Raw genomic sequence first — 12,057 nt, forward strand, 5'->3', positions numbered from 1 at the left:
TCATTTCACTCGACCGGATTGTCTGCAACGAGACGCGGTTGCCAGAGTTTGAGCGTTTGCATGAAGAGATCCCACGTCTGCGGTGACATAGGGTAGGGGATGGTGGCGAATTTTCCGTCTTCGAGCGGGATGGTGAAGACATTGCCGGGAGCGGAGGTGGTTGTCGGCGGCACGGTGCGCATGGTCGCGTAGCGCTGGACGGTTTGGCCAAATGTCTCACTCTCGGTCGCAGCCGGTGCCGCCGCGAATGCTGGCGTCTCGCTGCCCAAGCCTGCGAACTCCACCGTGGCGCGGAAGTCGGCGATCATGCCGTCCACTTGGTGCGCGTTGAAGTTGCGCTCGCGCACGAGGTAGGCACGGATGAGCGAGTCCGAAGGCAGTTCCGGACCGAACCTCGTCCACAGCGCTTCATAGATCACCGGCATCAGCGCGGCCTTGCGCAGGGCTTCGTTGCGTTCGGGTGATTCCTTGGGCAGGACGAGAAGATCTTTGGCCAGATTGGTGACCCGGTAGCTTTTGCCCGCACCCTTGGCGCCCTCCAATTCCTCGAGTAATTCGAATTTCTTCAAGGCGGCGAGGCGCACGTTGAGAGAGCTGCCGCCGGCTTTCATGCCCACTGCCTCGCCGACGGCCTCGACGGGGGCGGCATGCCCTTGGAAGTTGCGGAAAATAATGGCCAATATTTCCATGGCCTGGGGCAAGCCAATGGCCGGATAGGCCGGGCTGCGGGTGCGTTTCACGTTGGCAGGGTTGGTCTCCATAGGCATTAAAGCGCCCTAATTTGCTCCAAATTGGACTTTTGTCAAATTAAAAAGGTTAATAATTTTTGCTAACCGCCCGAAGCCGCTTGAAATGGGGGAGTTGACATCTTGGTCAAAACACTGTATTTATTCCCACATGAGAAACAACTCTGATTCGGAGACATCGCCATTATTTATGTCGATTTACGACCTTACAAAGGTTTGCACAAGCTTCGTGGTGGCTCCCACGAAGCAGGTGCGGCCAGCAACAAGCCTTGTGCAGTCAGCAACAAACGATGTTGCGTCACGCACAAAGTATGTGGTGGCCCCCACGAAGCTTGTGGAGCCAGCAACAAGCCATGTTGCCAGTCCCACGAAATATGTTGCTGAGCGCACCAACCATGTGGGGCCAGCAACAGATTATGTGGTGGCCCCCACCAAGTCCGTTTTGGTCTTTATCGTGGCCAAAAAAAGCCATTCAAAGAGAAAAGTAAAAAATTTTGAACGAAGACGCAACAAAAGCGTCTAAATTTGCATCATGGACACAATATCCAAGCAAAAAGTTTTTAAGGATCGGGCAGACAGCATTGGCGCAAAACCAAACGGCTCGCAGGTCGAAAGTCGGCTCTCTGGCGCACCGGTCCTTAAGGGAAAGGAAAAAGGCAAGACATGATTAGCTTCTTGAAGAACCCGACGCGCATCGTGCGCAAGGTGGACGAAGTGGTCACGGCTTGGGAGACATTGGCTCCCACGGCGACTTTCGCGGGGATGACCCTCGCGGAGTTCCGCACCGCCGTCGAACCCTCGAAAGCCGAGCGCATCCGCACGGCCGAGCTGGAAGCCGAATTGTCCGGCGCCGCAGGGCGCCGCGCTCAGGCGGACCTCAACACCAACGAGAAATTGAAGTTGGTTGTTGCGGCCGTGAAGGGCGATCCTGCCCACGGGGAAAACTCCGCGCTTTACCGCGCGATGGGTTACATCCCGTTGGGTGAGAGGGCATCCGGCTTGACCCGCAAGGCCGCTGCGGCCGAGGCGCCGGTCGGCAACAACTAAAAGCAGAGAGGCGACCGGTTGATTTGAACCCTTCCGGTCGCCCCTGCTTCGCGTAAACGAAAACCAAAAAACTTCAGTGTTCCACCGCGATGCCGCGCCGTCGCGGTGGTTTTCTTTTTGCGGATAATGTTCGCCGCGCCGAGGCTACCTCAAGGAAAAACGGCGGTAGGCGGACCTTACGCTGCGACTGGGCGCCCTGATTGTTGCCAGACAAAGTCGTAGACTTCTCTGGCAAGCTGCTCCGTTTCGGCCTCGGTGAAAGGCGGGCGTGGTAGCGAAGCGTAAAGCGTATCCAAAATGCACATTTGCACATCGGCTTGGGTTGCCGCGTTCTTGCTCCATTGGGGCATAGAGGCGATCCGTTCGCGGATTTTCGAGAGCAGGCCTTTGCTGGCGGCTTTGACGCGCTCCCGTTGCTTTTTCGTCATTTTTTTCGCCCGCAGCAGGTCGAAGATGGCCAACTCCTCCTCGGTCAATCCTTCGCGCACATGCCTCTGGGCTTCTTCATCAAGCTCGCCTGCGAGTTTGAGCAATTCTGCAAATGTCGCCTCGACTGTCGCCCGGTCTTTCTCACGGTTGTAGTCGGCGATGATCGACTGGTATTTTTTGTAAAAGTCCATGCGCAGCGGGTTGCGTTCCAGCATGGCGGCCAGTTTTTTCTCCACCAACTCGCGGATGTCATGGAGCGTGGAATGGGGATGCCTGGCTTTCTTGGCGAATTCTTCCCGGAGTTTTTCAAAGTCGATTTTGCTGAGATCGACCGTCAGGCCTTCGGCATGATCCTCGCCCACGTTCTGGGCACGGATTGCTTCGTTGACTATAAGATGAAGCTCTTTGAGCAGTGCGGTGACATCTGCCGTGTCGCGATGCTCGTTGAGCTTCTTGTAGATGGCCTCGATGTTGTCGTGGCGCTGATAGTAGGGACGCGCTGAGGGCTCGAGGATCAGCGCTTTCATCCGGGAAAAAAGCTCCCGCGCCATGATCTCGAAGCGCCGCTGCGTTTCGTCGGTGGTGCGCAAGGCGTCCACCGCATCCCGCAAAGCCTCGATCTTGGCGAACCCTTTGGCATCGGTCAGTCGCTCCGGCTCGAATCCCAACCCGCGCAGATGCGCCTCGGCCGCCTCGATCGCTTCGATCAAGGCCGGCACATATTCTTCCAGCGGGACGGCCGGCATGGGATTTTCCTCAGCCTCGTTGTCCCCGACCGCATATTGGGCCAATGCTTCGCGCAGGCTCTTGAGCATGCCGTTGTAATCGACGATCACGCCGCAGTCCTTGCCGGGATAGACGCGGTTGGCTCTGGCGATGGCCTGCATGAGCGTGTGGGCTTTCATCGGTTTGTCGATGTAGAGCGTCTGCAGCGATTCGACATCGAAACCGGTCAGCCACATGGCGCAGACGATGGCGACGCGGAAAGGGTGATCGGGGTCTTTGAAGGCATCCTCCACCTCCACGCGTTTTCCGTCCGGAGTTTCAAAGCCGGTCTTGATCAAGGCACGGTGAGGCACGATGTCAAAATCCCACTTGGCGAAATCCCGCACCTCGTTCTGGGCTTCGCTGATAATGATTTGCACCAAGGTTTCATCTAGCCAGCGAGCCTGTGCTCGGCGTCTTCCGAGTTCTTTGGTCAGCTTCTCCGTCTCGTCAGGGTCGGTGGCTGCCGCGACCTTCGCTTCCAAATCGGGCAACATGGCCTCTACCCTGGCTCTCTTTGCCTCCCAACGCGGCTTGATGCGCTGCAGCATGCGGGCACAGGTGATTTTGTCCACGCAGACCAGCATCGACTTGCCGCACTCCCAGCGCTCGGTGCAGTGCTCCACGAAATCCTCGGCCAGCTTGTCCAAGCGATCATCGGCGGTGATGACCTCGTAGTCCTGACCCAACAGCTTTTCCAACAGCGCCGTTTGGTCGGTATCCAACTCGGCTTCCTCGATTTTCTCCGCGATGCGGTCGTTCAGATCCAATCGGGCGATGCCTAGCTTCTCGCCGCGGTTTTCGTAGATGAGCTTGCGCGTCGAACCATCGTCCACCGACCGCTGGAAGTCGTAGCGGGAGATGTAGCTGCCGAAAATCCTCCGGGTCAGGTGGTCATGCCGGAAAATCGGGGTGCCGGTGAAGCCGATAAACGAGGCGTTGGGGAGCGCGAGGCGCATGTTGCGCGCGAACTTGCCCGCTTGGGTGCGGTGCGCTTCGTCCGAAATCACAATGATGTCGTCGCGGCGGCTGTAAGGATCTCTTTCATCCACTGGCTGGTTGAACTTGTGGATGAGTGTGAAGACGAAGCCTTGATTGTTTTGCAGGGTCGCCTTGAGATCGCGGCCCGAGGCAACGCGGGGAGTCGTTTTCGGATCGACCAAGCCGCAACCGACAAACGTGCGCCAGATCTGGTCGTCGAGGTCGTCGCGGTCTGTCATGACAACAAACGTGAAATTGCCGGGCACCCGCCGCCGCACTTTCTCGGCGAACATCGCCATCGAGTAAGATTTGCCGCTGCCTTGCGTGTGCCAGAACACGCCCAGCCTCCCGAGATCCGGGTGCGCCCTTTGCACCAGCGGCAGAGCCTCTATTTTGTCGCCCTTGGCGGAATCTTTTTTCGCGAGCTTCGCTTCAGCTGTTGGCTCCGCTGCGAGTTGCACGTCCTCCGGGAACGGGTAATGCACATTCCGTCGGTCCAGCGGGAACTCACGCTTGAGTCGTTCCTGATATTCCACGGCCTCCACCGCCCGATTGACGCCCAGCACCTGATGGTTCCGCGCGACGATTTTGCGTGTGCCGCCGGGCTTGCTGTCGTCGAACAGGATGAAGTTTTCCACCATGTCCAGCAGGCGGGCAGGCGCGAGCATGCCGTTGAGCAGCACCTCGGCATCCACGCGTCCTTGGTCACTTTCATCCTGCCGCTTCCATTCGGCAAAATGCTCCCATTTGCTGGTGATCGAGCCATAGCGCGCCCGGTCGCCGTTGCTGACAACCATGAAAGCATTGTGTGCGAACGCGTGGCAGATGCTCGTGTCGCTGAGGTAATCGGTGAGGTTGTTGTCGAAGCCCTCCCGCATGTTGCGGTAAACCGCCTTCAACTCGATGAAGACCAGCGGCAGGCCGTTCACGAAGCAGACGAGATCGGCCCGTCGCCGGTAGTGCGGCACGCGCAATCCTTGGATCGTCAGCTCCCGCACCGCGAGGAAGCGGTTGTGCGGCGTCCCATCCGCCGCGCGGCCGTTCTGGAAATCAATCACCCGGGCCCGCGCATGGTGCACCAGGTTGCGCTCGTCGCGCCATTCCATCGGAACACCATTGCGGATGAAGTCGTGGAACTCTTTATTTTGTTGCACCAGCGATCGCGCGAAATCCACCCGCGTTAGTTTTTCCACTGCCTGCTCGCGGGCGATTTCGGGCAACTGCGGATTCAGCGCCTCCAAGGCCCGGCGCAAGTCGCGGGTCAGAACGATCTCGCGGTCGTCTGTGCGTCCGAGTGTGCCGTTGGCCCCGAAGGTTTCCTGCTTGTGCGCATAGACGCTGTCCCAACCAAGCACCTTCTCCAAGTGCTCGGCAAAGGTCTTTTGCACCAGCCGGTCTTCGCTGTTGATGCCGGTGACCATGGCAATTCAGAAAAGCTCCTGCTGCAGTTGGTGCGGCAACGGCAACACCCCGATGATGACCCAAGGATTCGGGGCGCGCAGATGGAAGCTCTGCGTCGTTCCGAGGAAGAAATGCAGGTCCGTCTTGGTGAATTTGTCGAAATACATTTGTTTCACCTTGGCGAGAGCAGCTTCTTCATCGCCCCGGGCCGCCTTGCGGCATTTGTCGAAAAGTGCGCCGATCTCCCAATCCAGAATCTGCAGTTTGCTCTTGGTGCCATCGGCGTCCTCGAAGCGGTAGGAAAAGCTGTAGGGAAGTTTGGGGATTACCTTGAAAGTTTTGCGCCACGCTTCCTCGTCGAACAGCTCGCCCTGACTGGCCAAGTTTCGCATCTCGGCCAGCTTCTCCGCGTCCCATTCCCGATCCTCCTCCTCCCATACGAAATCCAAAATGCGTGCGGGTTTGAAGATGGCCAGTGATCGCTTGTTGGCTTTGGCGTCCTTGATCAACGAGTCCAGCCGCTTGAACACCTTGCCGCGACCTAAAAGAACATTGCGGCGCCCGCGCCATTTGTCTTCCGTGCCAAGGTGGTCGACTTTCTTGATCTGCCGCAGGTCGGTCGGGTGATAGCTCTCGGGCCGGGGATCTTTTTCATTGCGCACCAAATCGCACTCGATCCAGTCGTATTTCCTGTATTGCTCCTTCTCGCCGAGGCGACGGAAAGGCACCGGGTAAATGCGCACCCATGATCCATCCTCCCGCAAGCCGGCGGTGCAGACCGTTTCGCCATACTTGCGCGAGAGCGTCGGATACGTTTTGACCGTGATCAGGACGCGCTCTTTGGGCATGGCGTTGGTTCCGGCTTACAAATGCAAGGGCTTCAATCTCTGCGGGTCCACTTGCTCCAAGGCTTCGGCCACGCAGTGGCGATGGCATTGGTGCGGCAGTTTTTCGAAGCAGGTCAGCGCCACGCGATAACCCTCGTTGATCCACGAGCGGATGCGGGCCAGCGGGGCAGCTTGGTGTGGCAGGCTCTCGCGTTCATATACCTCGAACAATGCGTCGTAATCCTCCTGCGTGTTCAGCTCGCGGCGCTGGTCGGAGGCGATGCCGAGTTCCGGAAGATGCTCGTAGCGGATACCTACATTTTCACAAGCATGGCTCAACGTGCCTTTGGAAAAACCGTATTTGCGGCTCAGCGGATTGCGCCGCACATCGCAGAGCAGCGTCACGCCGGCGCGCAGCAGCCGGTTGAGATAATTCTCCAGCGTGCTGCCTTCGTAGCCGATTGTGCAAAGACCCGGCGCAGTGGCGGCAGGGCGGGCTGTTTCGATGGCGCGCAGCGCGGCGGCATCCGAAGCCAACACGCGCCCGGCGATCTCACTGCGGGTGGCGTAGTAGGGATGACGACGATACGCCTCGGCCACAAGAGCGTCGCCGCGCAAGGCGGCGTGAGTCTGGGCGAAACGATCCAGGCCCATGCGCAGGGATGTAGCGACCTTTGCTTGAACTTTGCCCTCGGGAGTCAGTCGCCACGCCCGCTCGTCATCGGCCAGCAGCCCGCGCTCAATCAAGCGGCGCTTATCGGCATACGACGTGAAGGAAAATCCGCCGAACCGGTAGGGCACGAATTCGTAGGGCGCTTCCACCCCCGGCTCTTGGCAATAAAGGAAAAGCAGTTTTTGGTAATCCTGACCGCCCACGTCGCCGCCCAACGCATCGAGCAGTGCGAGCAGGTGCTTTTGCCGTTCGTAAAGCATGCGTCAGATTAGGCACCGCGATCTCATACTTCAATCTCGCCGCTCATCAGGCGAGGTAGCAGCAGATCGCGCGCGGCGCGGAGTTTTTGGTTTTGGCCCTTGAGGACTTGAATCTGTTTCAAAAACGCCGCGACCTGCTCGTCGAAAGCCTCAAAAAGACGCTGCGGAGGAAGCAGGATTGTAAGGTCCCGAAACTTGCCGCGGCTCACCTCAGGAAACGTGCTACCACTACCCATAGCCCGGATTTCGTCAGTGCGATGTCTTAGGTGAAACAGCAAATAGTGGGCCAGAGAAGGCTGGTGGGCCACAATTGAGATGAAGCCCTGGTTGGTGCAGACTTCACGATATGCGATCGCGAAAAATCCAACTGATGCACGGCTTGTCATCAACACCGCGTGTGCTTTGACCAGTTTCGCTGAACTGTTCTCAAGGCCCGCGTCTGTAATTTTTCGGGCAGTGTCCATCAGCACAAGATGGTCGTTTCGAGTCACATCCGTTGGCGTCACCCATGGGATTTCTCCATTTTCCCAATAGTTCGCGACTTTGCTTGATGGTGTTCCGCCGCCTATGCAATCAGCGACATCGCCGACTCGATGATTCTCCCAGCCCTGCGGAACACCATCTTTGACAGGAGTGTGTTCGTGGCCGGGAAAGTGCAGGCGGACGAACCATTCCTCGTAGAGCAATCGGGCCGCTTTTTCCAAAAGCGCCATCCGCCGCCGGTTGTTTTCGATCGCCTCGTCGTAGGTGGAAAGAATTGAAGCGATGCGCGGCTGCACATCCCGATGTGGCACGCGGACATTCATTGCGTGCAATACGTTACGATCGATGCCTGGGACTGCTGCTTTGTCGCTTTTGTAATTGCCTATAACACTGCGAAGGAAGTATGCCGCAAACTTAGGATGCGTGCCCTGGAAATCGACCACATAAAGCACAGTGTTATGAGGCCAATAATCCTCTTCGAGGTAAAACACCTCCCCGAGAGTGCCATATCGTCCAGTAACGACACCCGGAGCTTTGGCCCTGCTTTCACTATGGCTGCCGGTGACGCCCGACGAAGTAACAACAGGAATGCTGCCTTTTTTTCGCAAACGCTCTGGCAGATCGTGCCCACGTTGAAGTCTTATGACGTCAACAAGCTTAGAGGTCGAGAACCGCATCCTCACAAAGCCTCCAAGTTTCTCTGAATCGTTCCCGCAAGCTCCACTGCCTCCGCATTCAGCGCCGCGAGTTCCTCATGGATTTCCGCGATGGCCTGTTCGAAATCAAAATCCTCGTCAACGGGAGGAGGTGCGACGCCCACGTAGCGTCCGGGTGTGAGGCTCCAATCGCTGGCGGCAATCTCCTGCCGTGTGACGACTTTGCATAGTCCGGGCACGGCTTGCATCTCGGCCTTAGGAAAACGGTCCTGCAACCAGACAATCTGACGATGGTAGTAGGTGGCACGCTTGATTTGGTTCACCGCGGCATGGCGCGCGGCATCGAGTTGCTTGAGAAGGCGGCCGACGGCACGCCGGTCGTAAGCGTCCGTCGCCGATTCATTCGCGGCCGCGGCGACGCGCGACGCGAGTTTGTAGAGAAGGTCGATCTGCTTGATGAGACCTTTGGCGCGCTCGGCGAGAGGATCTAAAGCTTGGCGAGCCGTGTGCTGCTTGTCGTTCGTGGCCGGAGCGCTTTTGCCCATTTGCTTGGAGAACGCGGCAAGGTCGGCGAGCAGCGCTTTGCTGTCTTTCTCGTAAGCCCGCCGTGCATCGCGAAATTCCGCCAGCGACTCGGCGAGTGATTTCACTTTCGCCAAGGCGGCGAATGGTTCATCCAGCGAGGCCAGCGCGGTCTCAAACGCGGTGATGGTCTCGGGCACGGCGGCGCATTCATCGGCATGGCGTGCGAAGTAATCCGCCACGAGCGCAAGGAAGCGCTCATGCTGTCCACGATAGAGCCAAACGATGGCGGAGATGTTGCGCAGTTGTTCCGGCGTGAACTCGTGGACCGTGCGGGAACCCGGCATGAGCTGGCCGATGCTGCGGGCGTCAATCATGAGCACCTGATCCTTACGCTCGGCGGGCTTGTTGCGGTCGAAGTGCCACAGTTCGCACGGCACGGTGCGGGTGTAGAAGAAGCCGCCGCGGATGGAGATCATCACATCCACATCACCGGTCTCGACCATCTTTTGGCGGACCGTTTTTTCGTCATTGCCCGCGCTGGAGGCCTGGGAGGACATGACGAAACCGGCGCGGCCGGTGGGCTTGAGGTAGCTCCAAAAGTAGGACATCCAGAGGTAGTTGCCGTTGGAGACGCGCTTGTCTTTGTTCACGCCGGGCAGACCGAAAGGCAGGCGCGGATCAGTCTTGATGCGCTCGGCATCAACGAGATCGACATTGAACGGCGGGTTGGCCATGACGAAGTCGCACTGGCCGACAAGCTGGTGGTGGTCTTCGTAGTAGGTGATGCCCTCGGCAAACTTTCCGTCGAGGCCATGCACGGCGAGGTTCATTTTCGCGAGGCGGATGGTGGTGCGGTCTTTTTCCTGGCCGTAGAAAACAACCTTGCGCGCCGTGTCCCCGCCCTCGTGCTCGATGAAGTGGCTCGATTGCACGAACATGCCGCCGGATCCGCACGCGGGATCAAAGATCGTGCCGTGGTCAGGCTCGATGACATTGACGATAGTCTGCACGAGGGACGGCGGCGTGAAGAACTCGCCATTGTCGTGGGCCTTCTGGATGGAAAACTTGGCCAGGAAATATTCATAGATGCGCCCGAAGATGTCGCCCGTGGCGCGCTTGATCTGCTCCGTGTTGAACTGACGCATCAACTCCTCAAGAACCTTCGGCTCGAAAATGCCGTAGTCCTTCGGCAGCACGCCTTGCAGCGGCTCGAAACTCTCCTCGATGGCTGTCATGGCCCGCGTGACCAAGGCCGGGAGCCCGGCAGGATCGGACGTGGCGTTGGCCATGATGCGTTCGTAGCGTGCCTCCTCCGGCAACCACAGCGCTCGGCGGCGCACGTAATCTGCCGGCTGGAGCTTGCGCTTCGGCATCTTCCCCGAGGCTTGGTCCGCCTCAATCTGCCGCGTCGCCTCATCGAAGCGATTGGCCGCATGGCGCAGAAAGATAATCCCCAGAACAGGAAGGAAGTAGTCGGCCGAACTCAGCTTCGAGTTCGCCCGCAGATTGTCCGCCGACGCCCAGAGATCGGCTTCCAGCTTTGGGAGATCTAAATCCGACGGGCGCATTGGAATCTACTTATCAGATAACGCCGCCATGGCGAGAAAGAGGCGCTTTTTGTGCGGTTCAGCACATTCAAGAACGATCATCGCATCACGGAACAGGGAAGTCTTTTGCCCGATTCTTATGCAACCACCCTCGCGGACTCCAAAAACGTCAGCACCGGCAGTGAGGCTGTGCAGCGTTACGCTTTGCCTAACGATGATCCTGCAGTATTTGTGTTTGATATAAAACCTATGGAACAAACGCTGATCAAACGCGGCATCGTTCAGGAAAATTTTGGAAAGCCCGGCGGAGGTGTCGAAGTGATTTTCTGCGTTGGCACGGGGCCGGATACGGTCAGCCTTCGTCCCCAAACTCTTCCTGCCTGATGAGTGTGACGCTTCCAGCGAAGTGGATCGATCGGCTCGCGCATTTGCCTGAGTCCGGGATGGGGTGGCAGCGCGTGGATGTGGAACTGGCCGACGGGCGGCGATTGGAGAACTGCATCGTTCGCAATGCTGAAGTGCTGGATGTTCCCGAACCGCTCGACCCGTGCGATATCCGATCCATCCATTTGCACGAGGGCAGATAGGTTTGCACGGATTGCAGTGTTCAGTTTTCATCGAGCCTGAGGCGGGGGTTTTGCTCGCCGGCGGCGCGGAGTTCATGCGCTGGCGCAGGTGCGCGAAACTTTCTTAGCTAAAAAGCACCGGCCTCTGCAAAAACGCCCGCACTGCAAGGTGGGGGTGTTTTGTTCCGGCTTTGCCTCGCCGAAACCAAAGCCGATCCAGCCACCGACTTTGTGTCGAGCAGGTTCCACATCCAACGAATAACAGCAGTAACTTGCAGTCTTTGCATTCTTGCGTTTCCCCGGTAAAAATTTTCCTTCTTACATGGAAGTCATCGCCCTTTGTCCGAACCCACGTAGCAATTTTCGCGGTATTGACACAACCGCGTCCAAGGATGTCCGGGCGCCTCGTGCTCATGGGGAGCGCGTTTACCGTTTCATTCGGTGCTCGTCCAAAGTCAGGACCGTTTTGCTCGCCGTCGTTGCAATGTGCCTCGCGGTGATGCCCGCTGTCGTCCGCGCGCAACAAACCATTATTGTCAGCAACAACAATGCGATCGGCGGCGGCTCTATGACAGAGGCTCTTTTCGCGGCCACCCAGTTTTCCGGGCCTTTCACCATTGAAATGACCCCCGGTCTCGTGCTCACGCCCGAGTCGATGTATTTCGTCGCCGCGGCTGGCGCGAGCATGGGCGACATCACGATCAATGGCAATGGCGCGACGATCAACATGGCGTCGGCCAACGGCGGCCTCGGTGACCGCGCGTTCTTCATCGCCTCGGGCAATGTCACCATCAGGGATCTCACCATCCTCAGCGGCCGCGCGCAGGGAGGCAATGGGTTGGATGGCGGCGGCGGCGGGGCCGGACTCGGCGGCGCGATCTTTGTCGCCAACTCGCAGGCGCTGACCGGACCGAATCTCACCAACTCGCTCTTCACTTTTCCGACCAGCGTCACGCTTGAGAACGTGGGGATAATTGAAAGCCGCGCCGTGGGCGGAAACGCTCTCGGGAATTTTTCGGAAAACTCCGGGGGCGGCGGCGGCATGGGGGGCAACGGCGGCACAAGTGCGCGTGCCACTTTCGATGTCGGCAGCGGGGGCGGCGGCGGATTCGGTGTGGGGGCCAATGGCGGCAACAGCGGTGATCCGGCAG

Annotated in this window: 11 protein-coding genes; 4 read left to right on the forward strand and 7 right to left on the reverse strand. The window is 58.4% G+C overall.

Annotated features, from left to right (window positions below):
- Positions 1-5: 5 nt before the first annotated feature.
- Positions 6-761, reverse strand: a complete 756-nt coding sequence (locus FGM15_10110; GenBank protein ID MBU3666210.1) for a hypothetical protein — start codon at positions 759-761, stop codon at positions 6-8.
- A 175-nt stretch (positions 762-936) separates the two neighbouring features.
- Here FGM15_10110 and FGM15_10115 point away from each other — a divergent pair, with 175 nt between their 5' ends.
- Complete coding sequence (locus FGM15_10115; GenBank protein MBU3666211.1) at positions 937-1,269, forward strand: hypothetical protein; 333 nt, start codon at positions 937-939, stop codon at positions 1,267-1,269.
- Between the two features lie 140 nt (positions 1,270-1,409).
- Complete coding sequence (locus tag FGM15_10120) at positions 1,410-1,793, forward strand: hypothetical protein (protein ID MBU3666212.1); 384 nt, start codon at positions 1,410-1,412, stop codon at positions 1,791-1,793.
- 176 nt (positions 1,794-1,969) lie between these two features.
- Here the strand turns inward: FGM15_10120 and FGM15_10125 are convergent, their stop codons facing one another.
- Genes FGM15_10125 through FGM15_10145 form a run of 5 tightly spaced genes read right to left on the reverse strand, consistent with a single transcriptional unit; the run spans position 1,970 to position 10,361 of the window.
- Positions 1,970-5,389: a type I restriction endonuclease subunit R gene (locus tag FGM15_10125; GenBank protein ID MBU3666213.1), complete on the reverse strand. Its 3,420-nt coding sequence runs from the start codon at positions 5,387-5,389 to the stop codon at positions 1,970-1,972.
- A gap of 6 nt (positions 5,390-5,395) precedes the next feature.
- Positions 5,396-6,217 carry a hypothetical protein gene (locus FGM15_10130; protein MBU3666214.1) on the reverse strand — a complete coding sequence of 274 codons (822 nt, stop codon included), beginning with the start codon at positions 6,215-6,217 and terminating at the stop codon, positions 5,396-5,398.
- A gap of 15 nt (positions 6,218-6,232) precedes the next feature.
- Positions 6,233-7,129 (reverse strand): DUF488 domain-containing protein, encoded by an 897-nt coding sequence (locus FGM15_10135; protein ID MBU3666215.1) that lies wholly within the window; start codon positions 7,127-7,129, stop codon positions 6,233-6,235.
- A gap of 23 nt (positions 7,130-7,152) precedes the next feature.
- On the reverse strand, positions 7,153-8,289 hold the full coding sequence (locus tag FGM15_10140; GenBank protein MBU3666216.1) for a restriction endonuclease subunit S: 1,137 nt from the start codon (positions 8,287-8,289) through the stop codon (positions 7,153-7,155).
- Positions 8,290-8,291: 2 nt separating this feature from the next.
- On the reverse strand, positions 8,292-10,361 hold the full coding sequence (locus tag FGM15_10145; GenBank protein MBU3666217.1) for an SAM-dependent DNA methyltransferase: 2,070 nt from the start codon (positions 10,359-10,361) through the stop codon (positions 8,292-8,294).
- A gap of 51 nt (positions 10,362-10,412) precedes the next feature.
- Here FGM15_10145 and FGM15_10150 point away from each other — a divergent pair, with 51 nt between their 5' ends.
- Together FGM15_10150 and FGM15_10155 are read left to right on the forward strand one after the other, a co-directional pair.
- Positions 10,413-10,724, forward strand: a complete 312-nt coding sequence (locus FGM15_10150; GenBank protein ID MBU3666218.1) for a hypothetical protein — start codon at positions 10,413-10,415, stop codon at positions 10,722-10,724.
- Positions 10,724-10,927, forward strand: coding sequence for a hypothetical protein (locus FGM15_10155; GenBank protein ID MBU3666219.1), 204 nt, complete (start codon positions 10,724-10,726; stop codon positions 10,925-10,927). Before FGM15_10150 ends, FGM15_10155 begins: the two co-directional genes overlap by 1 nt.
- 405 nt (positions 10,928-11,332) lie before the next feature.
- Here FGM15_10155 and FGM15_10160 read toward each other — a convergent pair.
- Positions 11,333-12,057 (reverse strand): hypothetical protein (locus tag FGM15_10160; protein MBU3666220.1); only part of this gene is annotated, 725 nt, incomplete at its 5' end.

The sequence above is a fragment of the Chthoniobacterales bacterium genome, from assembly GCA_018883245.1.
Classification (GTDB): Bacteria; Verrucomicrobiota; Verrucomicrobiia; order Chthoniobacterales; family JACTMZ01; genus JACTMZ01.

Coding starts and splice junctions, on each gene's coding strand:
- FGM15_10110 (MBU3666210.1), bottom strand. CDS start 761: ATGGAGACCAACCCTGCCAACGTGAAACGCACCCGCAGCCCGGCCTAT.
- FGM15_10115 (MBU3666211.1), top strand. CDS start 937: ATGTCGATTTACGACCTTACAAAGGTTTGCACAAGCTTCGTGGTGGCT.
- FGM15_10120 (MBU3666212.1), top strand. CDS start 1,410: ATGATTAGCTTCTTGAAGAACCCGACGCGCATCGTGCGCAAGGTGGAC.
- FGM15_10125 (MBU3666213.1), bottom strand. CDS start 5,389: ATGGTCACCGGCATCAACAGCGAAGACCGGCTGGTGCAAAAGACCTTT.
- FGM15_10130 (MBU3666214.1), bottom strand. CDS start 6,217: ATGCCCAAAGAGCGCGTCCTGATCACGGTCAAAACGTATCCGACGCTC.
- FGM15_10135 (MBU3666215.1), bottom strand. CDS start 7,129: ATGCTTTACGAACGGCAAAAGCACCTGCTCGCACTGCTCGATGCGTTG.
- FGM15_10140 (MBU3666216.1), bottom strand. CDS start 8,289: ATGCGGTTCTCGACCTCTAAGCTTGTTGACGTCATAAGACTTCAACGT.
- FGM15_10145 (MBU3666217.1), bottom strand. CDS start 10,361: ATGCGCCCGTCGGATTTAGATCTCCCAAAGCTGGAAGCCGATCTCTGG.
- FGM15_10155 (MBU3666219.1), top strand. CDS start 10,724: ATGAGTGTGACGCTTCCAGCGAAGTGGATCGATCGGCTCGCGCATTTG.